The sequence below is a fragment of the Flagellimonas yonaguniensis genome, assembly GCF_029193885.1.
GTDB classification, from domain to species: Bacteria; Bacteroidota; Bacteroidia; order Flavobacteriales; family Flavobacteriaceae; genus Flagellimonas; species Flagellimonas yonaguniensis.
Map to the genome: position 1 here is coordinate 269,033 of NZ_JARFVB010000005.1, position 24,760 is coordinate 293,792.

Genomic DNA, 24,760 nt, shown 5'->3' on the forward strand with positions numbered 1-24,760 from the left:
GTGCAAATAATCCTTCCTGCATGGCCCAATAACCTCCCGTTTTTAGTTGTACTGTGCCTTTTCCTTACCTATATACACCAGGGCTTCGGGCAAATCGAGTTCGCGTGTGGCATTGCCCGTGCGTATATAAAACCGTGACCGTCCCTCAAGGGTCACATATACCGGCATTTGGGCTGGTAAAATCTCGATACAGCACACTTGCTTTAGACCAAACCCAAAAAATGCTACGTTCACTAGCGTACAAAGATGGGTTCCCAGTTTTAGAGCGATCAATTGCATCAAATACTGCTCAAAGCCATCGCTGTCCGGCTTTTTAAGCGTATCGAAATCCTGTTGCAGGCCCAGAATGGTTCCCCCGTCATCAACACCTATGAGCAACTTGCCCCCCTCGGTATTCATAAACCCGGCAATGGTTTTTGATATGATAAACTCAAGTTGTTTGTTGACCTTGCCCTGCTGCACGTCCCATCGCAAGCTTGACTTGAATTCCACCCGGCTGCTCTCTCCCTTGTTTATGAGTTCGAGAACGGTTTGCCTGTCCATCCGTTGCCTGTTCAGTTGAAAAATCTTTTTTCTGAGGAAGAACATCAGGGCAAGGCTGCTTCCCATTGTCCCGAACAACAGGTTTCCAAGAATTTGGTCAACATCGGCAACGTTCCATGCGGTTTTGAAGGCCTCGCCAAAATAGCTTGGCCAGTGACCGGAATCGCCCGACCGGTCAAAGAGAAAAAGGGATAGGCCCAAGGGTTGCAGTATAAAGACCCCAAAGGCAAAACCTGCCAAAAGCCATATCCCTATTTTACCTCTTTGCATCGATAGGGGTGTTATTATCGTTCGAGCCAGTTGTTGGCCATATCTCCATCTTCCGGCCCGAAAAATTTTATATGAGCCTCGCTAAATGGCAATAACGATTCGGTAAACCGTTCTTGCCATATTTTATCGCCTACCAAGGCTATTTTCTTAAACCGTGCCTCTTCGGAAAATGAAAAATCTAACCTCTCAACGCTACTTTTCCATACCCTTTTTTCGGGAAGGCCCATTTCCATATACCAAGCGGCTTGTTCATTTTCTTTTAAATGTTCGTTAAGAGCTTTGATCAGGGTTGCCCTATCATCGGTATCCAGCTCTTTATCTGCGATGGTATATATGATTCGGTCTTTTTTATAGATTGCTATCATCGTTGTATTCTTTTAATGTTCCGCGCCTGAAGGCTAATCCAAATTGTCACTGCATTTATTGCATATACCCTTTACGACCAGATTGATATCCTCTGCCATATATCCTTGGGGCAGATTGACCTGTGGAATTTTACGGTCGGTCAAACAAACGGTCTCGTTGCACCGGGTGCAATGAAAATGCAGGTGCAGGTCGTTGCCCACCTCACATTCACAATTCTCTTCGCAAAGGGCGTATTTTATAACTCCTGTACCATCCTCAATTTGGTGTACGATGGCGTTTTCTTCAAAGGTTTTCATCGTCCGGAAAAGGGTGCTCCGTTCCGATTTCTCGAAAAAATTCTCCAGCTCTCCCAAACTGATGGCTACCTCGCTTTCCAGCAGCTTTTTATAGGTTAACAGTCGCATCGGCGTGGGCCGTATTCCCTTGCTCTCCAGTTTTTTGACAATTCTTTCCATTTTAAAAGGGGTTAAAGGTCATAGCGTTTTAAGGATTCGCCTGTTTTGATCTGGAAGGCATCCTCAATATTAGATAGATAAATAATCCCATCGCCCGGGTCGGGCGTTTTTCCGTTTTCCGTAATAATTTCGATTGCCATTTGTGCTTCCTCATTTTGGCACACCAGCTCCACTTTTACCACCGGGCTATCGGATACGTGAAAATCCAATGAGGGTTTCGCGCCTTTTGCCTTGAACGCCCCGGTACCCTCCGCTTGTGAAAGCGTCATACTTTTAAAACCATTGTCGCTAAGGGCTTCGATGACCCTTTGGATGCGGTTTGGTTTTACAAATGCTTTTATTTCTTTCATTATGATACTATTTAGATTTTTAATCGATTGTGAACCGGGCCTGCTTTCTGATTTTCAACTAACTAATTAAGACGATAACAAACCCGGAATCAAAACCTTTATCTATATTGTTGTTTAATGTCCGTGCTCCAGTTCGCCCTTGACCATTTCCGAAGAAAGGGTGTAGGCCCCGTTTGTTACTATTTTGACATTTTCGGGCGTTCCTGCAGGCAGGTTTACTTCTACAAAACCCAAGTCGTTGACCCCTGTACTCACGGGAATGCGTTTATATTTCATTTTATTTTCTTCTGGTGCCCCATCCTCATCCACGATAAAAACATAGGACTGTTCGCCTTCTTTGACAATGGCTTCCTCGGGTACTGCAAAGCCCGATTTCTCTCCCTGCACGATTCTTCCTTCTGCATACATTCCTGGTAAGAGGTCGCCATTTTTGTTATCGATATCCGCGTGGACGTGCAGGGCTTTTGGATCTTCCTCAAAGGTTTTACCTATCGAGTGCACTTCTGCAGTTAACAGTTCATCCGGTTTCGAGGCAACGGTAAAATGGATTTTTTGACCTACCTGAACCTTTGGGATATCCTTTTCATACACTTTAAGGTCCAAATGGAGTTCTGAATTATCGCTAACCGTAAACATTTTTGATTGTGGGGCCACATAATCCCCCAGGCTTACCATTACTTCATCCACAAAACCGGATATAGGTGTCGATATGGGTATGGCCGAGTAGATCTGTCCTTCTTCCACCTTGGAAGGATCGATACCGAGCAAGCGCAATTTTGATTTTAGGCCGTTGACACTTGAGGTAGTGGAACGGAACTTTGACTGTGCCATCTGAAATTCCTTCCCGGAAGAAACGCCTTTGTCGTACAAGGTCTGCTTTCGCTCAAAATCCTGTTTAAGGAAAACGAGTTCATCGTTTTTTTCTTGGTACTCCTGTTGCATACTGATAATATCGGGATGTTCCAAATAGGCCAAAACCTCTCCTTTTCGCACTTCATCTCCTTCGATTACTTTGATGGAACGTACATTTCCGCCTACGAAAGGACTAATATTGGCCCTGTCCTGAGGATATAGCTCAAGCCTTCCGGTTACCTTGATATTGTTACCGAGGTTTCTTTTTTCCAAGGTTCTGGTCTCCAGGTCAATGGTCTCTATTTGTTGTGTAGAAAGTACTACAACACCTTCTTCTCCTTCTTCCCCGTGGCCGCCTTCCTCTTCGCCGTGGGCTTCTTCCCCACCTGCTTCGGTTTTTGATACACCTTCAGCTTCATTATGCCCAAGTTCAGATTTTGGGGCATCGTTACAACTCATGAACATAAGTGTAAATAATACGGTGCTTATTAAGATTATATTCTTCATTTTTCCTTTTTTAAGATTATAGATTGCCCAATTGATATTGCAGCTCAATGGCCTGCTGGTTATACTGATTTATAAATTGTAGATGGTTTTGTTTGATTCTTATGGCACTGTTCAGGATCGTGATATAGTTCACATAATCGATTTCCCCTTCCCTTGAGGCCAGTTCCGCCGTTGCTATCTGTTCTTCCGCCAAGAGCAAAGCCCCTTCTTGATAATAATCAAGCGTCTTTTGGGTCTTCTCCAAGGATTTTAAAAGTTGGGAAACCCTACTTTCGGTTATGGCCTTCTGTTCCAGATACTGATTTTCGGCTACCATTGCGTCTGCTTTGGCGGCTTTGACCCTGGATTTTTGAGGGAAGAACCAGAGCGGAATGCTGATACCCGCCTGATAGGTGTTGAACCCTGATACATCGTCTACGATCTGCCTTCCGTACGTGAGGTTGAACTGGGGCAGGAACTGTGATCTTTCCACGCCCACGTTTGCTTTGCTCACTTTGGCATTTTGCAGTGAATATTGCAATATTGGGTTGTCGGCCACTGATGTGGAATCCAAAACGGCCCGATAATTTAGCGGTGTATAGGATCGGCCCACCGTTTCGATGTCTTGGTTTATACCCAAATATTGCTTTAGCGCGCGCTTTGCAATCTCGATATCGTCATAGGCCTGTTGTCTGAGCACCTGTATCTGTTGATACTCCGAGGACGCCGCAATAAACTCCAGTTTTCCGGTTTCACCCGTATCGTAACGTAGTTCCGCGGCCGTCCTGAAATTGGCGTAAACACTGTCCAACTGTTCCGCGAAGCGCAATTGTGCCTTGTTATAATTGATACGGTCATAGGCCTGCATCACGTTACGGATCAACTGTTGCTCGTTGAGGGCATAGAACTTTTCGCCGAGCTGAACACGCTCTTTATAGAACTTGGATTTTGAAAACCCAGAGAGCAAATCAACATTTTGCTGCTGCACCCCGATCGTGGTCTGTACCCCGGGCAGGTCATTGCCATATTCTTCCTTGCCCGTAAAGATTTGGGTATTACCCAGATCGAAACTTGTTCCTTTCATCGCCTGCTCGCGCTCGATAAAAGCCTGGCTTTCCTTAAGCGATGGATAATTCTGTTTTGCTAGGGAAATAGCCTCCTCCAATGTTACGGTCTGGGCGATTCCACTTTCCTGTGCATTTACTGTATTGGAAGTGAAAAATCCTCCCAAGCACAATAGCACCACCAGAACTGTTGTGCTTTTGTTGATATAGCTTGGATCATCTCCTTTACCGTTACGCTCTTTGCGGGCTTCCAGCCAATAATATAATACCGGAAGGACAACAAGCGTTAAAAACGTTGCCGTAAGCAATCCGCCAATAACGACGGTTGCCAATGGTCGCTGCACTTCAGCACCTCCCGAGGTAGAAATCGCCATTGGTATAAAGCCCATAATAGCTGCCGTTGCCGTCAACAAAATTGGGCGCAAGCGCTCGTGAGTTGCCTCGTATATGCGTTTTTTTAAGTCTGTCATTCCACTTTCCTTTAATTCATTGAATTTGTTGATCAGTACCAATCCGTTCAATACCGCCACTCCAAAGAGCACGATAAAACCGACACCTGCAGAAATACTAAAAGGCATTCCCCTTATCCAAAGGGCAAATACACCACCAATAGCTGCCAGCGGTACTGCCATATAAATCATAAGTGATTGCGAGAACGAACTCAGCGCAAAGTAGAGCAATATGAATATTAGGAAGAGTGCAATGGGCACTACGATCATCAATCGGTCGGTCGCACGTTGCAGGTTTTCGAACGAACCGCCATAGGTCACAAAATAACCAGGTGGCAATTTTACTTGTGCTTCCAGTTTTTGCTGTATTTCCTCGACCATTGATTTTACATCGCGCCCACGAACATTTACCCCTACCGAAATACGACGCGAGGTATTGTCCCTTGAAATTTGCATCGGGCCAGGTTTGTAACTGATTTCCGCCACTTCTTTTAAGGGTACTTGGTTGCCGCTGGGCAGGTCTATATACAGATTTTTAAGGTTGTTGATATCCTGTCTAAATTCCTTTGCCAAACGAATGACCACATCGAACCGTTTTTCGCCTTCAAAGATTACACTTGCCTGCTCTCCAGCAAATGAAGCACTCACATAATCATTCAGCTTATTAACCGTTATACCGTATTGTGCCATTTTCGCGCGATTGTATTCCACTGTCATTTGTGGTAAACCGCTCGTGGCCTCCACATTGAGGTCCGCTGCGCCGGGAACGGTTCTGATGACGGCGGCGATTTCTTGCACCTTGTCAGCTAACACATCCAAATCTTCTCCGTACAATTTTATAGCCACGTCCTCCCGAACACCTGTAAGCAGTTCATTAAAACGAAGTTCAACAGGTTGCGTAAATACGAAATTTACACCGGGTACTACTGAAATTTTTTCCTGTATTTTTTCTATGAGTTCTTCCTTGCTATCTGCTGAAGTCCATTTACTTTTATCTTTTTCAAGAATGATGTAACTATCGGCTATGTCCATAGGCATTGGGTCCGTAGGGATTTCGGCCACGCCAATCCTTGAAACTACTGTTTTTACTTCTGGAAATTCATTGATTAAATTTTGAAGTTTTTTTGAAGCCTCAATGGATTCTGTAAGACTGCTCCCCGGTTTTATCAAGGCCTGAAACGCAATATCGCCCTCATCAAATTTTGGGATAAATTCGCCACCCATATTGCTGAAAATAAATCCTGCAATCAACAACAACCCGACCGCAACAATAACGACACCAGCCCTAAACCGAAGCGCGAAATTGAGAAACGGTACATACGCCTTGTTTAAACCGGACATTATTTTATCACTGAACCTATCAATCTTGTTTTCAAATTTGGCAAACCAACTGTTCTGATTTTTAGCAGGTTTAAGGAACATTGACGAAATCATTGGCACGTAAGTAAGACATAGGATAATCGCTCCTAAAACTGCAAATCCGAAAGTAAATGCCATTGGACGGAACATTTTTCCTTCCACACCGGTCAAAAAGAGAATCGGTGTAAATACAATAAGGATAATAAGCTGACCGAAAAATGCCGAATTCATCATCGTACTCGCCGATTCATAGGCGATTTCATCCATTTCAGATTGGCCAATGGCGGTTGTGGTTTTTTTCATCCGTTGATGAATGTGGAATACCATTCCTTCCACAATAATCACCGCACCATCCACAATGATCCCAAAATCGATTGCTCCCAAGGACATTAAATTTGCCCACACACCGAATTGTTTCATCAAAATAAAGGCAAAGAGTAATGATAGCGGAATTACCGACGCCGTAATCAAACCGCCACGGAAACTTCCCAAAAGCAGGACAAGCACAAAAATCACAATCAATGAACCTTCAATAAGGTTTTTTTCAACGGTGCTTGTGGTCCTTCCAATAAGTTCACTTCGGCTTAAAAATGGTTCAATGTAAACGCCTTCTGGAAGTGATTTTTGAATTTCATCGATACGCTTTTGTACATTATCTATAACAGTGCCAGGACTTTCGCCTTTCAGCATTAAAATTTGTCCGCCAACAGTTTCGTGTCCATCTTGGGTAAACGCACCATAGCGCACTTGATTCCCGTAGCCCACTTTTTCGGCTACATCCCTAACTAAAACAGGGCTACCGTTCTGTGAGGTAACAACCGTATTTTCTAAATCGGCTAGACTACGAGCCAAACCTTCGCCGCGGATAAAATTTGCTTGGTGGTTTTTCTCGATATAAGCACCGCCCGTGTTGGCATTGTTCACTTTCAGGGCTTCAAAAACCTGATTCATTGTAATGCCAAAACTTTTTAGTTTATCAGGATTTATGGCCACTTCGTACTGCTTAACATAGCCACCAAAAGCATTGACCTCGACAACTCCAGGCACTAATGCCATTTGGCGTTTAACAATCCAATCCTGAATGGTACGAAGCTCCATAGCATCGTAATTATCTTCGTAACCTTCTTTTACCTTTAGGGTGTATTGAAAGATTTCTCCCAAACCTGTAGTAATGGGGGCCATAAATGGCGTACCAAAACCTTCGGGAATTTCCCCGGCGACTTCGGTTAATTTCTCTTGTACCAATTGCCGAGGAAGATAGGTGCCTGCTTCGTCCTCAAAGACGATGGTAACCACGGACAGTCCAAAACGGGATACTGAACGCAGCTCGATAACGTCAGGAAGGTTGGCCATTGCCAACTCAACAGGGTACGTTACAAATTGTTCAATGTCTTCAGTTCCTAAATTTGGTGCAACTGTGATAACCTGTACTTGGTTATTAGTAATATCGGGTACGGAACCCAGATTTATAGTGGCCATAGACCAAATGCCCGTGCCCACAAGAGCCACTATAAAAAGCCCAATAATGAACTTGTTATTAATGGAATATGAAATGATTTTGTTAATCATAGAAAGAGATTTAATTCAGTTTAAACTTCGCAATACAAGAGATGCAATGCATTTATGATGCGATGCTTGCTTTGAAAAGCATCACGTTAGGACATAGCTATCCTTAAAAAAACTGAATTAAGCTCTAGGTGGTTGTAATACTGAAGATACTACTCCATCGGAAACGCTCTCGAAGTGCGAGAAGTTTTCCTGTGAAATAGGATTTGGTAAGGGTGTGAAAGCGATTATACCAAAATCAATCGTATGTACGTGACAGCAATGGCATTGGCAGAATGGGGAACACAGCTCACAATCTTGATCGTGGTCGCCATCATAGTCCATTACCGAAACGACCTGGGCATCGTCTTTAGCCGTTCCCGAATCGCCACAGGGCACTACATTGAGTGCCAAAAAGTAAAAGGACAATATGATTGTTAAAAATTTCACGGTACAAAAATATAAAAAAATTGATGCAACGGCTATGCAAAAACTTGAAAGACTGAAGAATTGGCAATTTATGATTACGCATCAAAACACAAGAAATAATCCTTTGGTGCTAATTCAACTACCATACAGATTCATCATGTTTCAATTCAAGATATCAGGATATAGGGTATTTAGCAATGGTCTTCTCAATTGGAAAAGTCTAATCCCTTTCCTATATCCTTATTATTCTTGTTTGATTCAACAATGGCAATATTTTGTGGTTTTACATTTGATTCCTGATGTTGGACATTTCCTTTATGTAGATTTTTATTTAGTTCGTTACTGTATTGCATCATTCCTGCTTGCATAGCATTCATGTGATCGTCGGTTGACGCAACGTTTTTGAACATCGGAGTTGTTAGATTCAACTCTTTCGCCAATTCATAGCCAAGATTAAATGCCTTTTTATACTCCTCATCAATTTTAATATTTTCTTCCATGGCTAAAAAGTTTCACGAACGTGTGCCTCGATATATTCATTAATAGAATCCCTATCATATAGAATTACTTTCTTTTGAGGTTGGGAAAATCTAATTTTACCTTCGTCCCTAAGCTTTTGCAAAGTAGTGGTAGACTTTATTTTTAGATGGAACATTGCCTCTTCCCCATCGATCCATTTGTCAGGTTTATCTTTTCTTTTGGATTCTACATGTTCGATTACCTTATCAAATAAGGCGTAGAAAGCTTCTTCTTGTAGGCAAACTACTTGCATTGTATTAATTCTTTGCCAAAATGGATTACCCCATTTTTTTGGGTCTATTATCCCCGTAATCTAAAGATTTTCCGAAATCTGTTCCCCGTAAAGAAGTCCATCGGTCGATTTATTGGTTGTATGGAACTTTAGCGATTTAGAAATTGATGACTTTTTCCAAAGCGTCATCAGTTTCTTTGTGCATAAAATTCGATTGATAATTAACCGTAGTTGTAATCGAAGAATGGCGATACAATTTTTGGAGCATTTGAATAGGTATTTTATCACCGGAAATATTTCCAAAACTATGCCGCGCAATATGCATAGATATCTTCTTCTCAATACCAAGCTTTTCGCCGACAATTTCCAATCGACGGTTTAGATTACGGGTAATGGTCTTAACTCTGGTTGCCACCCTTTTCTCATCTTTCAAATCGGTACCTTTTAAAAAAGGAAAAACTAAATCATCCTTTCCTGTCTTCTGAGCAGCAAAATATGCTAGTATTTCTTTGGCCTTATCTGGAACGACCAATGAGACAAGTTTTCTGTTCTTCCCCATACGATAATATAAACGACCATCTTTAAAATCTTTCCATTTTAGCTTTATGACATCGGCGACACGAACACCTGCAAAGTAAAAACTAGTTAGCCAAGCGTAGACGGCATGAAGTTGTGCTTTTGTTAAATTATTAGCCGTTTCAAGCAATAGAACCTCTTCCCTATTCAATCCAATCTTTTCGCTTTCGGGAAATTTGATCTGTATTTTACCTTTACCAAATGGATAATTGCCATCATCTACATGATATTCTTTTCTGGCAAAATTATAGATGGTTCGAATAAGCATCAGGTAATTTATCGCAGTCCTTTCAGCAACCTTTCTATCGTACAAGAGATATGCTTTGAAATCCTTTAGCAGAGTAACGTCCAGATCCGTAAAAGAAAGTTTTTTACGCCCTAAAAATGTTTTGAAAATGTCTAGTCTTTTTTCTTGATTATAGTGCTGATTGAATTTCTTTCGTTTTAAGAGATTGGACAAAAACAGCTTACTAGCTTCAAAAAAATCCATTTTGGTTTTTCCAATAATCTTTTTCTTTATCTTTTTTGCGGACTGGGAATTGTTTTGATTTTCATTGTCAATTAATCTGTCGTTTGCTTCCGCTATCTTCTTTGCGACTAAACTATTTAGACGTTTTGAATTGGGATGAGATTTTTTAACGCGTTTAAATTTATCATCCCAAAATTTGCTTTCAATATACTGTCCAGTGAATAAATATGACGACCTTCTATCTTTGGTAATTCGAATAGCGATTGGAAAAAGGCCAGCGCTATTTGGTTTTTTCATTAAAAATGATTGTATAGTAGCCATAAACCCCTATTTTATTACCTAAAGATACAAATTTTAGGTAAAACATAGGTAAAACATTTGGTGGTTTTTCTTGAATTTTTATGACTTTATTGAGCAAATAGAAATAGTCAAATAACTCATAAACAATTGATTATCAATTCATATTAGACCAAATGGGTTCAAATGTCTCAGGATTCATAACCCGGAGGCCGGGGGTTCAAGTCCCCCTCTCGCTACAAATACGAAAGTCATTTAGCTGTTTTTCAGTTGAATGGCTTTTTTGTTTTATCCGTATTTTTTTTCCTAAATTCAAGCTTTCAAACCAACCTTCGAATGAATTACTTCAAAAAGTTAGGAACAGCCAATTTATTGATGCTGATTCTTTGTGCATTGATCATACTTGTGGCAGAATACCTATTTCTTAATGGATACCCCGAACATGGCCTTTTTGTAGGGCTGTGGGCCCCTACCCTTTTAGGTGTCATGATTTACTTAAAACTTGTGGACAATGACAGCAAATGATATCGTTTTATGGTTTTCCATTATAGTCATTGTACTGGTCGCCATTTGGGCCATACTTATGATTCGTGCTTACAATAAGGCTAGCAACAGAAAATAAGCGGGTTTTGATACTATCATCTATGCAATACGGTAAAAAAATTTAGAATTTACCCGTACTTTTAAAGTACCATGAAAAACACCATATCCGAACGTATTGCCGATTTCCTTAAAAGCTACCCTCCATTCAACGCCATGGATGCCAAACAACTGGAGCAGTTATCCCTTGAGGTAGTGATTATCCACAAGGAGACCAATACCCTAGTTTTTTCCCAAAACGAGAATCCGCACGACAATTTTTACGTGGTCAACAAAGGTGCCGTGGCCCTATCCAAAGCAGGATCTAGTCAAATTTTGGATATCTGTGACGAAGGTGATGTATTCGGACTCCGGCCCCTATTGGCCAATGAGAGTTATAAATTAGAGGCCAAGGCCTATGAAGAGACCATTCTCTATGCCATTCCGATCAAGGACTTTAAACCCTTGGCCCTAGAAAATAAACGTATCGGAAACTTTTTGATAGAAAGCTTTGCTTCCAATACAGGAAACCCCTACTCCATTAAACACCGCGGGAAATTATACGGTGCCAGCAGTGATTCCAATCAATATTCCAGCGATAAGATTCTGGATTTACAGCCCATCAAATATTCCACGGACCTCATTACCTGTAAAGAAGGCACCAAAATCAAGACGATTGCCAACAAAATGACCAAACATAATGTAAGCTGTATTTTGGTTGAAAGGGATGGTCTCCCCGTCGGCATTATTACCGATAAAGATTTAAGGAAAAAAGTGGCCACGGGACTGTTTCCCATCACAGCAACGGCAAAGACCATCATGTCCTCGCCGATTATTACCTATCCAAAAGGGCTTACCCTCGCACAATCCCAAATGGCCATGATGAAAAGTAATATCAGTCATTTGATTCTTACGGAGGATGGAACAACGGATACGAAATCGGTCGGGATTCTGTCCAAACATGATATTATGGTTGCGGTCGGAAACAATCCTGCCGTTTTGCTACGGGCCATCAAAAGAGCTACCAGTGCCAAAAGATTACGTGGGATACGGCATGGCATCATGAATCTCTTGCAAGGGTATCTGGACCAAAACATCCCTTTGGGATTGGTATCCAAAATTATTTCAGAACTGAACGATGCTTCCACAAAACAGGCCATCCAGCTTGCTCTAGCCAAAATGGATGAAGAACCCCCTGCGAAATTTACGTGGCTCAGCATGGGCAGCCAAGGTCGTGGGGAACAATTATTGAACACGGACCAGGACAATGCCATTATTTTTGAAGATGTACCAGAGGAAAAATTGGAAGAAACTAGAAGCTACTTTTTAAAACTGGGCGAACGGATTTCCAAAATGCTCAATACCATCGGGTTTGAATATTGTCCGGCTGACATGATGGCATCCAACCGATCGTGGTGCCATAGCTTGACCGAGTGGAAACAAGTTACCGCCCATTGGATTCACAACCCTGGGCCTGATGAAATCCTACTGTCCTCCATCTTTTTCGATTACAACGTTACCTATGGCGACAAATCACTTGCGGATGAATTATCACACAGCATTTTTGACCATGCCAACCACTATCCTCAATTCTTTACGCATTTGGCCAGTGGTGCATTGCAAAACCCCTCACCATCAGGTTTTTTCAGGGATTTTTTGGTGGAACAGGATGGGGAGCACAAGGACTTCTTTGATTTGAAGCTACGAGCCCTTATGCCCATTATTGATGCGGCACGGGTACTGATTCTGTCGCATTCCATCAAATCCATAAACAATACGGCGGAACGCTACGAAAAGTTAGCCGAACTGGAACCCAATAATCGAGAGCTTTATATGGCCTGTTCCTACGCCAGCAAAGCATTGCTCAAATTTAGGACTAGACAGGGCCTTTTGCACAACGATTCGGGCAGGTACATTGCCTTGGACAAATTGAACAAGGAAGAAAAAATCAAACTGAAAAGAACCTTTAAAACAGTAAAGGAAATCCAGTCATTGATTGAGGTAAGGTTCCAAGTAAAAAACCTGTTGCGTTAATGTGGCCGTTCTCCAAAAAGAAACCGCTGGAGCTTCCCGATTTTTGGTGGGAGTATGAAGAGTATTTCAAAGAAAAGCTCCCAGAAGACATCCATGAGAACACTTTTGTGGTATTGGATACGGAAACCACGGGTTTTAGCTTGACAAGAGATCGGATGCTGTGCATCGGGGCCTTGAAACTTTTGGATAACAATATCGTGGTAAAGGACAGTTTTGAAGTCTATATTCAGCAAGAGCACTACGACTCGGAAAGTGCAGAAATCCACGGGATTTTAAAGAAAAGCAAAAAAGATAGCATTCTTGAGCTTGATGCCTTGATACAATTTTTGGCTTATGCCAAAAACCATATTTTGGTGGGGCATCATGTGATGTTCGATGTCAATATGATCAATGCCGCTTTAAAAAGAAACGGGTTACCGAAATTGAAAAACAGGACCTTGGATACCGAATCACTTTACATCAGGACATTGTTGATATCCACCGTTGTCCAAAAAAAAGAGCGGTATTCCCTTGATGATCTCGCCAAAAAGTTCAGTATTTCCAGGAAGGACAGGCATACAGCCTTGGGAGATGCCTTTATTACCGCGATTGCCTTTTTACGGAGCATAGAAAAGCTAAGGCCAAAAAAAATAAAGGACCTCCTTAAGTAAAGAGGCCCTTCTTTATTTACAAGTTGAAATCCTATTAAAGACTTTCCTTTATAATATTTTCCACTACTTCTGGGTTCAACAAGGTTGAAGTATCCCCTAAGTTACTGGTATCTTTGGATGCTATCTTTCTGAGGATCCTTCTCATGATCTTACCACTTCGAGTTTTTGGCAAGCCTTCGGTAAACTGAATTTTATCCAGCTTCGCAATTGGACCAATGTGTTCTGTGATCAATTGGTTGATTTCCTTTTTCAGGTTATCACGGTTACGGGTTTCCCCTGTTTCCTTCAAAATAATGTATCCGTACAGGGCATTTCCTTTGATGTCGTGTGGGAAACCGACAATTGCGGATTCGGCCACGGCAGGGTGCTCATTAATGGCATCTTCAATCGGAGCCGTTCCTAAATTATGGCCAGAAACAATAATCACATCGTCTACCCTACCGGTAATTCGGTAGTAACCCACCTCATCCCGGAGAGCTCCATCCCCAGTGAAATATTTGCCTTCAAAAGCTGAGAAATAGGTGTCCTTGTATCGTTGGTGATTGCCCCAAATAGTTCTAGCGATTGATGGCCATGGATATTTGATGCACAATCGACCGTCCACTTGGTTTCCTTTGATTTCCTTGCCATTTTCATCCATAAGCGCAGGCTGGATACCTGGCATGGGCAAAGTGGCATAGGTAGGCTTTGTTGGCGTGGAAAATGGGATGGGGGAAATCAGGATGCCTCCTGTTTCCGTTTGCCACCATGTATCAACAATTGGGCATTTCTTTTCCCCTACATGGTCGTTATACCAGTGCCATGCCTCCTCGTTAATGGGTTCTCCCACCGTGCCCAAAACTTTTAAGCTGGAAAGGTCATATTCTGTCACAAAATCCAAGTTTTCCTTGGCCAATGCCCTAATCGCTGTAGGTGCTGTGTAGAACTGGGTTACTTTGTGTTTTTGTACCACATCCCAAAACCTTCCAAAGTCAGGGTATGATGGAACTCCTTCGAACATAACCGTAGTGGCACCATTGGCCAATGGTCCGTACACAATATAAGAGTGTCCCGTAATCCAGCCTATATCGGCGGTACACCAATACACATCTTCTTCACGATATTGGAATACATTTTTAAATGTGTATGCTGTGTACACCATGTAGCCTCCCGTAGTATGAACCATACCCTTCGGGCGACCGGTAGAACCTGAAGTATACAATATGAACAATGGGTCTTCGGCATCCATGATCTCTGGTACACAATCGGAATAGGCTTTATCCAAAAGTGGTTGAATCCAGGTATCCCGGCCTTCTTTCATGGTAACTTCGCCGCCAGTACGTTTGGTAACCAATACTGTTTCCACATCTGGACAATTCTCCAAAGCTTCGTCCACAATGGCTTTTAAATCGATTACTTTTTTGCCTCGGTAAGACCCATCAGAAGTCAATACCATTTTGGCTCCACAATCGTTTATTCTCGTTGCCAGGGCTGTAGATGAAAATCCAGCGAAAACAACGGAGTGAATTGCACCGATACGGGCACAGGCCAGCAATGCTATGGCCAAATCCGGAATCATAGGAAGGTAAATCACCACCCTGTCTCCTTTTTTGACCCCTTTTCCCTTCAGCACATTGGCATATTTACAAACACGTTCATGCAGTTGACGGTATGTAATGTGCTCTGCTTCTTCTTCAGGGTCATTGGGTTCAAAAAGAATAGCGGTTTTATCTCCACGGATACGAAGATGGCGATCGATACAGTTTTCGGTTATGTTCAACTTGGCCCCTTTGAACCAGCTTATTTCTGGTTTGGTAAAATCCCATTCCAAGACGGAGTCCCATTTTTTTCGCCAATGGAAGTGCTCTTCTGCCACTTCTTCCCAAAATCCTTCGGGGTTTCTAACGGATTTTCGATACACCTGAAAATATTCCTCCAAGTGCTTGATATGATAATTACTCATGTAACGCTACGTTTAGTTAATATGTAAATAATTAGTTCAGTTTCATTGTTTTCGTTGGGTCTTAACCCAATAAGTCTTCAATATCAGAAATGACCTTTTTCACGGAGAACGGTTTCGTCATGTAACTGTCCGCCCCCATTTTCAATCCCTTTTCCACATCTTTCTCCTTACTCTTTGCGGATAGGAACACCACCTTGGTATGTTTTAGGTCTTCGTTGTCCTTGACACGTTTTAGGGTTTCATATCCATCCATTTCGGGCATCATGATATCCAAAAGGATAAGGTCTGGTTTTTCTCGATCGGATATTTCCAAAGCCTCAGTTCCATCGCGGGCAATAAACACCTCAAAATCCTTCTTTTTAAAAGCATACTCCAACGACATCACAATGTTGGGCTCATCATCCACTATCAGTATTTTTTTCTGCTTCATTGTTGTTTGGGTATTGAAAACATCATGCGGGTTCCTTTATTGAACTTTTTGTCAACCGCTATGCTTCCTTTATGACTTTCCACTATCTTCTTGCAAATGGCCAAGCCAAGTCCACTACCCTGTGGTTTCTTTACATTTTGATTTTTAGATTGATAGAATTTGTCAAAGATGTAATCCTTATCCTCATCAGGTACCCCCCTACCATTATCCTTAATAGTGACCAAAACCTCTTCATCGAGGTCCTCCAACAGAATTTTGATTCTTCCGTTATGGGGTTCCGTAAATTTAAGGGAATTCGAGAGCAAATTCGTCAATACTTGCAAAATTCGGTCCTCATCATAGGGGGCAAACACCTTTTCCTTTTTCAAAAATTCAATTTTTATATCCTTTTTCGATGCAATTTGCTCCACGCCCTTTATGGCCTTGTGAATGGTATTGGACATATTGTGTTCGCCAATGTCCAATTCCGATCTGTTCCCCGATAGTTTTTCAAGGTCCAGGATATTATGGATCAGGGTGTCCAATCGGTCACTGTCCCTGTTTATATTTTCAAGAAATCTATTTCTAAGTTCGGGTGGCATACCTTCATCCTCCAATACTTCCGAAGCAGCTTTTATGGAAGTTATCGGAGTTTTGAGCTCATGGGCCACCGTATCCAGAAACTCATCCTTTAGTTTATCCTGAATGCGGAGTTCCTCGTTTGCCGCTTTTAATTGCTGGGCCATGGCAGCAAGCTCCTCTGACTTCTCCCTGAGCAATTTATTGCTTGTCTTGGTCTCTTTGCTCTCTTCCAGAATATTGAGCACCTCTACCAAGCTTATGGGAGTTTCCTTGGAAACTGAGGCCAACAAGATTTTTGCCGAGGCGCTTCCGATACTTCCGGTCAAGAGTTTTTCTGAAAAGTTGATCAACCTAGCATCAGCTCGCTCTTCTGTTTCTGAAATATTATATTTTCGGTTAAAGATTCGAAGTGCCCTATTAGTTCGTTCTTCCCCCAGGAATCTACTTAACAATCGCTTAATATCCGCTACATATGCCTCTCCCTTCCAAATAAAACCGCCTTCTTGAAGATTTCCATAGTTTTCGTGATTTACGAACATCTCTGCATAATTCCGTTCCCTATAATTGCCTTTGGTACGGAGAGAAAATCCAACAAAAGTTAGGGTATTAAAGGACATACTCCATAAAAAGGCATTGCTTTCCGGGGTTAGGTAATCCAGACCAAACAAATGTGCCGGTTGCAACCATGCATAGCCAAAGAGACCTTCTTCCACAAATCTTACATTGGGCATGGCCACTTGACTTACTATGGGCAAAAGCAATGTATAGAATACTATCGCCAGTCCTATTGAAATACCTATTTGGGCTCCTTTGGCCGTTCCCCTGCGCCAAGTCAACCCCAAAAAGAACGATGGTGCCAACTGGGAAATAATTACAAAAGAAATCAATCCAATGGAATACAAAGAGAGTTGGGCAGAAAACCGAATGTAAAAGAAATACGCAATGATTATCAACAAAAAAATCGCAACCCTTCTAATGTTTTTGATACGCTTGGTGTTTTCTTCGGGATTGCCCTCTACCAAGGTTTTAATGAATCCATAGGGGATTACAATATTGTTACTCACCATGGTGGACAATGCCAAGGTTGAGACAACAATCATAGAAATAACGGTGGTAAATCCACCTATAAAAACAAGGAGTGCCAATCCATAATTGTTCTCTTGCAAAGGCAACAAAAGGGAATAATAATCGTGGTTTACGGTATTGGGGAGGCTGATATTTCCCGCCCAAGCTATAAAAATCACAAACACATTGAACAATAGCAAGTACAACGGAAACAACCAAATGGCTTTACGCAAATAGCTTTCGTTATCGTTCTCCACTACTGCTACGTGAAATTGTCTGGGCAACAAAAAAATGGCAAAAATGGAAAGGCAAATGGTAAAAAGCCAGTTAAATCCATTCTCCAAACCACCAAAAGTGGTCAATTGCTCAAAATTTTCCTGTAGGCTAGCCTGACTATAAAGATCGCTAGTCCCATCAAACAAATAAAAAGTGATGTAAATACCAATGGCCAAGAAAAAGCCTAATTTTAAAATGGATTCCAAAGCAACAGTTGCCACAATACCTTTTCTGTGTTCCGAAGTATCTGTGGACAATGTACCGTAAAAGGCAACAAATACAGCTATGAGCAAGGCAATATAAAAAGTGGAATCGTCAAAAAAACCAGTAGACTCATAACTTCCCTTTGCCGAAATCAAGGAAAATGTTTCCGAGACTGCCTTTAATTGCAAGGAAATATATGGAATAATGGCAAACAAACAGGTTAGTGTTACCAAGGCTCCCAGCTGTCGGTTATTGCCATATCTCATGGAAATGAAATCGGCAATACTGGATATTTTGTGTTGTTTGGAAATTCGAATGACCTTGCGCATTACCAAAATCCAAAGTGGTAGGGCAATTACCGGCCCCAGATAAATGGCCAAAAAGCTGATTCCTGAGCTAGAAGCAATACCTACGCTTCCGTAATAGGTCCATGCTGTACAATACACTGCCAAAGAAAGCGTGTATACATACGGGTTATTGGTCCATTTGCTCTTTTGGTTCTTTTCAGCAAAATAGGCCAGTACAAAAAGCATGGCCAAATAAAAAATTATGACAAGTCCTACTACGTAATTACTCATAGAACTTTTTTAGAATAATGTAGGTAAGCACGATGGAAACCAACCAGCTTAGAAATATGAATACGTAGAACATGGGGAAGCCAAAAATTTGTGCTTCTCCATCAAAAATGGTTACAAAGGGCACATTCCATAAAAAAAACAATACGATGGAAATAAGTATCAATTTCTGCTGGTGCCTTTTCTTCATTTTTATTTGCATGGTCCGCGTCTTAAAATTACAAAAAACGGCGCGGTTAAAGAGGCCCGCACCGTTTTTTCACAACCAACTAAATTAATGTGATGCTGCTTCTCCAGCACCACTAGGAATTCTTATATGCTCTACGATTTCTTGTACTTCTGCAGGAGGCTCCGGAGTAAATTGGTTCACCACTATAGCCACTATAAAGTTGACAATCATAGCGATAGTTCCAAAACCTTCGGGCGATACGCCAAACCACCAGCTTTCTTGAAGACCAGCTACGGCATCTTTTCCTCCATCAAAAATTCCAAATTTGAATTTCAACATATAGAAAAGCATGAGACAAAGTCCTACGATCATTCCTGAAATGGCCCCTTTACTATTCATCTTTTTGTAAAAAATACCCAAGATGATCGCAGGGAAGAACGATGCTGCGGCCAGACCAAAGGCCAATGCAACAACTGCTGCCACAAATCCGGGCGGATTGATTCCGAAGTAACCAGCAATAACAACAGCTACTGCAGCTGAAAGTCTTGCAGCCCAAAGCTCCCCTTTTTCAGAAAGGTCTGGTTTCAATACATTTTTGATCAAATCATGGGAAACAGAAGATGAAATTACCAACAATAGTCCCGCTGCGGTAGATAGCGCTGCTGCAAGCCCACCTGCCGCAATTAAACCGATTACCCATGCGGGAAGGTCGGCTATTTCTGGATTCGCCAACACCATAATATCACGATCTACGGTTAACTCGTTTACTTCAGGTGCCGCTACATATTGGATGATACCATCTCCATTTTTGTCCTCATGTCCGATCAATCCTGTTTTTTCCCAACGACTGAACCACTCAGGCATGCTATCGTATTCCTTGCCACTCACGGTTTCAATCAAGTTTGTTCTGGCAAACACAGCCACAGCTGGTGCGGTCGTGTAGAGAATTGCGATGAACAATAAGGCCAATCCTGCGGATTTTCTCGCATCACGTACTCGTTTCACAGTAAAGAAACGCACAATTACGTGAGGTAATCCTGCGGTACCCACCATAAGAGCAAGGGTAATGGCAAAAACGTCTATCATACTTTTGGAGCCATCGGTATACTCCGCAAAACCTAATTCGGTGGAAAGACCATCCAATTTATCCAGAAGATAGGTTCCTGAACCATCGGATAAGGTACTACCAAAACCAAGTTGTGGTACTGGGTTCCCTGTCATCTGAATGGAAATGAAAATTGCAGGCACCATAAAGGCAAATATCAACACACAATATTGTGCCACTTGGGTATACGTAATCCCTTTCATGCCACCGAGAACGGCATAGAACAATACGATTACCATTCCGATTACCACTCCAGTATTGATATCAACTTCGAGGTATCTGGAAAACACGATTCCGACACCGCGCATTTGTCCTGCCACATAGGTAAAGGAAACGATCAAGGCACAGATTACGGCCACTACCCGGGCTGTTTTGGAATAATAACGTTCTCCGATAAAATCGGGTACGGTAAATTTTCCGAATTTTCTAAGGTATGGTGCCAACAGCAAGGCTAAAAGCACGTAGCCACCTGTCCATCCCATCAAATAAACGGCTCCATCATATCCCGCAAAGGAAATAATCCCTGCCATGGAGATAAAAGAGGCTGCTGACATCCAATCGGCTGCAGTAGCCATTCCGTTGGCCAATGGGGAAACTCCCCCTCCTGCAACATAAAATTCTTTGGTGGAACCTGCTCGCGACCAAATCGCAATTCCTATATAAAGTCCAAATGACAATGCGACCAAGACATAGGTCCATATTTGTACATCACTCATAATTGTAAATTTTGTTGGTTAATTAATCTTCGTTGTATCCGTATTTCTTGTCCAATTTGTTCATCAGGCGTACGTACACAAAAATGAGGATGACAAATACATAAATAGATCCTTGTTGTGCGAACCAAAACCCAAGTTTAAATCCGCCCAACCTAATGTTGTTCAAAGCATCTTTGAAGAGGATACCTGCTCCGTAGGAGACCAAGAACCATATGATCAGCAATATGACCAAATACCTCAGGTTCTCTTTCCAATAGGCCGAGGCCTTTTTCTGTTTTTCTGACATAATCTGTTGGTTTGTTTAGTTATAAATAAATCTGTGCTTGCAATGTGACCACTCCGTTGCTGTCGCCAGTCCCAACCTTGGAATTGGCATATTCCAATGTTAATTTGGAATGATGGCCCGTCATAAACAGGTTGATTCCCAGTCCCAATCTAGTGGCATTATCATCGATTGCATCTATTGTTCTTGTTTGGTAGGATAAATAAGGTTGTATCCTTGAATTGTCCGCTGGAGCTGGAATCAAGTATCCTACATGTCCATATATCATATTTCCAGTATCATAAGGTCCCAGGTTGAAGTTACGACCATAATCGTTATTTTGAAATACCGCATAAGCTGTTATTGCAGAACCATCTGCTCCAAGGGGCGCATCGTAAAAGGCATCCACGGCCAAAATATTGACATTTTCACCTTCCAGATTACCTGCTCCGTCCATTACCACAACACCATTTGGGTGTGTCAGAAAACCTGCTCCGACATTGAATACCTTTTTACTCCCGAGATAGGTTCCGACCTTATAGGGAAGAAAGTTTGATTCTTGATCCAAAAACTGATAATCAAAGTATCCTTGAACTACTTTTCCAGCATCCCCAGATCCCAAAAGCTCTCTTCCTCTGTAAACTGCTCTTCCATTGGCCACTGGATCGTTTGCGGCATCTAAAGTGTTTGTGATTGCTTCATTGTAGGAAACACGGTATTGCAATCTCCCTACCTTGCCCTTCACATACACTCCCAAATGACGGGCAAATTGGTCACTAAGACCTAAGGCAGCCCAAGATTGACGGTTATTGTCCAGAGTTAAAAAATTAAGTGTACTGCTATTGTTCAATCTGGAAATACCATTCCAATAATGTAACCCGGTACCTGCCGATATATTTTTCCCCAATGACCATTCACCCCAAAAACCATGAAAAAACAATTGGGAAGATTCTCCTTTACCTGTTGTGCTCAGATTGCTTCCATTGAGGCTATTTAAACCAAAATGGGTAAGGATCATAAATTTCTTGTTCAATTGGGTAAAGGTCAACAACCTAGCTCTCCTTACACTTAGATTAAGATTACTGGCGTCATCAGGTACATTATCATTGTACTGGGCCCAAAATTGACCCCATGCGATAATTCGAAGATATTTAGATCCGTCTTCGTTGAAATTGATTTTGAAACCTCCCGTATATTCGGTGTTTCCCTGTGAAAATGATTTGGGAATGAACAAAAGACAAAATGCCATTCCAAAGAGTATTTTTTTCATTTCAGTTTGGATGTTAGAGAGTTATGTGCCCTACGAACATCCTAAAATTTTGTCCTGAAATGAAAATCCATATATATATATGCTAAATAATTATAGTTAATCCTTGAAACGGTCCCATTTTATAAGCATAAACTTATCGCCCAATTCTGTTACCAATTGACCCGCTCCTTTCAGGTTTTCAGGATTTTGGAAATATTTTTGAAGCTCTGTATGATTCAATATTTTGTAGGTGGGATGGTATTTGGAATTGTAGGGCCGTTTGATGTTATATTTTCGTACCCAGTTCATGACGGATACGTGGGAAACGCCTAAAATACGCTCTATTTCCCGATAGGTCAATCCTTCCAAATAAAGCTGTAGTGCCTTGTTCACGAAGTAATCATCAATCTGCTTCCCCAGTTTGGGCACTGTGAAATAATAACCACAAGACTTACATTTATAGCGCTGTCGCTCTTTGATTATTCCAGCTTTGGTAAACTCTGTGGATGAGCAATTTGGACAACTTTCCATTATTGATATACTTAATTAGCATAAATATATCAATTTAGCTTTAAATATTTATCATTCTTGGGACAATAAAAAAGGGAATCGTTAAAATTCCCTTTAGTTTATTGGTCAAATCACAATATTGGTCGCTTATTTTACCAAATATGCGGTTACATTCTCCAAAATACGATTCTGGAGGTTGGAAATATCACTTTTCACGAATTGCTCTCCCGTGATATTTTCATAAAGTTCTATATATCGATTGGAAACCGATTCGATGTACTCATCAGACATTTCGGGAACCGATTGTCCTTCCAGCCCTTGGAATCCATTGGAAATCAACCATTGTCTAACAAACTCCTTTGACAATTGCTTCTGGGCTTCGCCTTTTTCTTGACGCTCTTGGTAGCCATCGGCATAAAAATACCGTGATGAATCCGGAGTATGGATCTCATCGATCAATACAATCTCCCCATCTTTGGTTTTGCCGAATTCGTATTTGGTATCGACCAAAATAAGACCTCTTTTGGCCGCTATTTCGGTTCCTCTTTGAAAAAGTGCCCGCGTATATTTTTCCAAGACTTCGTAATCTTCTTTGGAAACAATACCTCGCTTCAAAATATCCTCTTTGGAAATATCCTCGTCATGATCTCCTTTTTCCGCCTTTGTTGCTGGCGTAATTATGGGTTTAGGGAATTTATCGTTCTCCTTCATTCCTTCGGGCATGGGCACCCCACAAAGCATTCTTTTGCCTGCTTTGTACTCGCGAGCAGCATGGCCGGACATATAGCCCCTGATTACCATTTCCACTTTAAAAGGTTCACAGGCTTTGCCCACAGCCACGTTGGGATCGGGAGTGGCCATCAACCAATTGGGAACAATATCTTCTGTATCCTTCATCATTTTGGTGGCAATTTGATTCAGAATCTGCCCTTTATAGGGAATTCCCTTGGGCATTACCACATCAAACGCAGAAAGACGATCCGTAGCCACCATTACCAAAACATCGTTTTTCAATGTATAGACTTCCCGTACTTTTCCTTTATAAACAGATTTTTGCCCAGGAAAATTAAAATCCGTGGACATCAACGTATTCATTCCCATAATTTTTTCTAGAATTGATTCTGGTGCTCTATATTCTGATAGGCATCAATTACCTTTTTCACTAATTTGTGTCGGATTACATCTTTATCATCCAAATAAATAATGCTGATGCCCTCCACATTTTTCAAAATAAGCAAAGCTTCCTTTAGACCTGAAATCACCCTACGTGGTAAATCGATCTGGCCGGGGTCGCCCGTCAATAAAAACTTGGCGTTCTTTCCCATACGGGTCAGGAACATCTTCATTTGGGCATGTGTGGTGTTCTGGGCCTCATCCAAGATAACAAAGGCATTGTCCAAGGTACGCCCACGCATAAAGGCCATTGGCGCAATTTGGATGGTGCCGTCCTCAATGTATTTTTCCAGCTTCTCTGAAGGGATCATATCCCGCAGTGCATCGTACAAAGGTTGCATATAGGGGTCAAGCTTTTCCTTGAGGTCTCCGGGAAGAAAACCAAGGTTCTCCCCTGCCTCAACTGCCGGACGCGTAAGGATAATACGCCTCACTTGTTTTTCCTTCAAAGCTTTTACGGCCAAAGCAACACCTGTATAGGTTTTACCGGTACCCGCAGGACCAATGGCAAAGACCATATCGTCCTTTTTACAGGCATCCACCAAGCGTCTCTGATTAGCAGTCTGGGCCTTTATCAACCTACCACTGACACCGTGCACCAAAACATCGCCACTACTGGAAGATGAAGTGTAATCTTCCTTGCTTGTACTGGTAAGCACTCGCTCGATCATGTTCTCATCGAGCTTATTGTACTTGGCAAACTGCCCTGTGAGTTCATCAAAACGCTTGTCGAACTCTTCCAAAAGTTCTTCATCGCCAAATACCTTGATTTTGTTGCCCCTCGCTACAATTTTTAGCTTTGGGAAATATTTTTTGAGCAACTCGATATTGGAGTTTTGCTGCCCAAAAAATTCCTGGGGGCTGATTTCCGTAAGTTCAATTATTAGTTCGTTCAAAAATAGTGAGGTGTTACAGTTGTTTTTGAAGAATTTTATTCTTTCTTTTTTGACTAATTTTACAAACAAACTTAACTAAAAATCAATTTGAACGCGGAAAAAC

Annotated in this window: 23 protein-coding genes; 3 read left to right on the forward strand and 20 right to left on the reverse strand. The window is 41.8% G+C overall.

Annotated features, from left to right (window positions below; translation table 11 throughout):
• Positions 1 to 42 precede the first annotated feature (42 nt).
• From PY092_RS11015 to PY092_RS11060, 10 genes are all read right to left on the reverse strand, one after another.
• Positions 43 to 813 carry an AlbA family DNA-binding domain-containing protein gene (locus PY092_RS11015; protein ID WP_121848237.1) on the reverse strand — a complete coding sequence of 257 codons (771 nt, stop codon included), beginning with the start codon at positions 811 to 813 and terminating at the stop codon, positions 43 to 45.
• A gap of 14 nt (positions 814 to 827) precedes the next feature.
• Entirely contained in the window at positions 828 to 1,178 is a 351-nt protein-coding gene (locus PY092_RS11020) for a SpoIIAA family protein (protein ID WP_121848236.1), read from the reverse strand.
• A gap of 33 nt (positions 1,179 to 1,211) precedes the next feature.
• On the reverse strand, positions 1,212 to 1,634 hold the full coding sequence (locus PY092_RS11025; RefSeq protein WP_121848235.1) for a Fur family transcriptional regulator: 423 nt from the start codon (positions 1,632 to 1,634) through the stop codon (positions 1,212 to 1,214).
• Between the two features lie 11 nt (positions 1,635 to 1,645).
• Complete coding sequence (locus PY092_RS11030; RefSeq protein WP_121848234.1) at positions 1,646 to 1,984, reverse strand: P-II family nitrogen regulator; 339 nt, start codon at positions 1,982 to 1,984, stop codon at positions 1,646 to 1,648.
• 114 nt (positions 1,985 to 2,098) lie between these two features.
• The gene (locus PY092_RS11035) at positions 2,099 to 3,343 is read right to left on the reverse strand and encodes an efflux RND transporter periplasmic adaptor subunit (RefSeq protein WP_121850653.1); all 1,245 of its coding nucleotides are present in this window, start codon (positions 3,341 to 3,343) and stop codon (positions 2,099 to 2,101) included.
• Between the two features lie 16 nt (positions 3,344 to 3,359).
• Positions 3,360 to 7,763, reverse strand: coding sequence for a CusA/CzcA family heavy metal efflux RND transporter (locus tag PY092_RS11040; protein WP_121848233.1), 4,404 nt, complete (start codon positions 7,761 to 7,763; stop codon positions 3,360 to 3,362).
• Positions 7,764 to 7,880: 117 nt separating this feature from the next.
• Complete coding sequence (locus PY092_RS19685) at positions 7,881 to 8,189, reverse strand: DUF6660 family protein (RefSeq protein WP_121848232.1); 309 nt, start codon at positions 8,187 to 8,189, stop codon at positions 7,881 to 7,883.
• 185 nt (positions 8,190 to 8,374) lie between these two features.
• Complete coding sequence (locus PY092_RS11050; RefSeq protein WP_275615885.1) at positions 8,375 to 8,668, reverse strand: hypothetical protein; 294 nt, start codon at positions 8,666 to 8,668, stop codon at positions 8,375 to 8,377.
• Between the two features lie 2 nt (positions 8,669 to 8,670).
• Positions 8,671 to 8,940, reverse strand: coding sequence for a helix-turn-helix domain-containing protein (locus PY092_RS11055; RefSeq protein ID WP_094998964.1), 270 nt, complete (start codon positions 8,938 to 8,940; stop codon positions 8,671 to 8,673).
• 136 nt (positions 8,941 to 9,076) lie between these two features.
• Entirely contained in the window at positions 9,077 to 10,285 is a 1,209-nt protein-coding gene (locus PY092_RS11060) for a site-specific integrase (protein WP_275615886.1), read from the reverse strand.
• A 312-nt stretch (positions 10,286 to 10,597) separates the two neighbouring features.
• Between PY092_RS11060 and PY092_RS11065 the strand changes: the two genes are divergently transcribed.
• From PY092_RS11065 to PY092_RS11075, 3 genes are all read left to right on the forward strand, one after another.
• A complete protein-coding gene (locus tag PY092_RS11065; RefSeq protein WP_275615887.1) occupies positions 10,598 to 10,786 on the forward strand; it encodes a hypothetical protein in 189 nt (62 codons plus the stop codon).
• Positions 10,787 to 10,954: 168 nt separating this feature from the next.
• Positions 10,955 to 12,874 (forward strand): DUF294 nucleotidyltransferase-like domain-containing protein, encoded by a 1,920-nt coding sequence (locus PY092_RS11070; protein WP_275615888.1) that lies wholly within the window; start codon positions 10,955 to 10,957, stop codon positions 12,872 to 12,874.
• A complete protein-coding gene (locus tag PY092_RS11075) occupies positions 12,874 to 13,524 on the forward strand; it encodes a 3'-5' exonuclease (protein WP_275615889.1) in 651 nt (216 codons plus the stop codon). Before PY092_RS11070 ends, PY092_RS11075 begins: the two co-directional genes overlap by 1 nt.
• 34 nt (positions 13,525 to 13,558) lie before the next feature.
• Here the strand turns inward: PY092_RS11075 and acs are convergent, their stop codons facing one another.
• The 10 genes from acs to PY092_RS11125 form a co-directional block, all read right to left on the reverse strand.
• Positions 13,559 to 15,466: an acetate--CoA ligase gene (acs, locus tag PY092_RS11080; protein ID WP_275615890.1), complete on the reverse strand. Its 1,908-nt coding sequence runs from the start codon at positions 15,464 to 15,466 to the stop codon at positions 13,559 to 13,561.
• Between the two features lie 61 nt (positions 15,467 to 15,527).
• A complete protein-coding gene (locus PY092_RS11085; protein ID WP_275615891.1) occupies positions 15,528 to 15,896 on the reverse strand; it encodes a response regulator transcription factor in 369 nt (122 codons plus the stop codon).
• Complete coding sequence (locus tag PY092_RS11090; RefSeq protein ID WP_275615892.1) at positions 15,893 to 18,580, reverse strand: ATP-binding protein; 2,688 nt, start codon at positions 18,578 to 18,580, stop codon at positions 15,893 to 15,895. The genes PY092_RS11085 and PY092_RS11090 overlap by 4 nt, the downstream gene beginning before the upstream one ends.
• Entirely contained in the window at positions 18,573 to 18,767 is a 195-nt protein-coding gene (locus PY092_RS11095; RefSeq protein ID WP_275615893.1) for a hypothetical protein, read from the reverse strand. Before PY092_RS11095 ends, PY092_RS11090 begins: the two co-directional genes overlap by 8 nt.
• Positions 18,768 to 18,851: 84 nt before the next feature.
• Positions 18,852 to 20,567, reverse strand: coding sequence for a sodium:solute symporter family protein (locus tag PY092_RS11100; RefSeq protein ID WP_275615894.1), 1,716 nt, complete (start codon positions 20,565 to 20,567; stop codon positions 18,852 to 18,854).
• 22 nt (positions 20,568 to 20,589) lie between these two features.
• Positions 20,590 to 20,853: a DUF4212 domain-containing protein gene (locus PY092_RS11105; RefSeq protein WP_275615895.1), complete on the reverse strand. Its 264-nt coding sequence runs from the start codon at positions 20,851 to 20,853 to the stop codon at positions 20,590 to 20,592.
• Positions 20,854 to 20,872: 19 nt separating this feature from the next.
• Positions 20,873 to 22,099, reverse strand: coding sequence for a hypothetical protein (locus PY092_RS11110; RefSeq protein WP_275615896.1), 1,227 nt, complete (start codon positions 22,097 to 22,099; stop codon positions 20,873 to 20,875).
• A gap of 96 nt (positions 22,100 to 22,195) precedes the next feature.
• Entirely contained in the window at positions 22,196 to 22,609 is a 414-nt protein-coding gene (locus PY092_RS11115; protein WP_127138899.1) for an IS1/IS1595 family N-terminal zinc-binding domain-containing protein, read from the reverse strand.
• A 126-nt stretch (positions 22,610 to 22,735) separates the two neighbouring features.
• Positions 22,736 to 23,689 (reverse strand): phosphoribosylaminoimidazolesuccinocarboxamide synthase, encoded by a 954-nt coding sequence (locus PY092_RS11120; RefSeq protein WP_417958159.1) that lies wholly within the window; start codon positions 23,687 to 23,689, stop codon positions 22,736 to 22,738.
• Positions 23,690 to 23,697: 8 nt separating this feature from the next.
• The gene (locus PY092_RS11125) at positions 23,698 to 24,657 is read right to left on the reverse strand and encodes a PhoH family protein (RefSeq protein ID WP_275615898.1); all 960 of its coding nucleotides are present in this window, start codon (positions 24,655 to 24,657) and stop codon (positions 23,698 to 23,700) included.
• Positions 24,658 to 24,760: the final 103 nt, after the last annotated feature.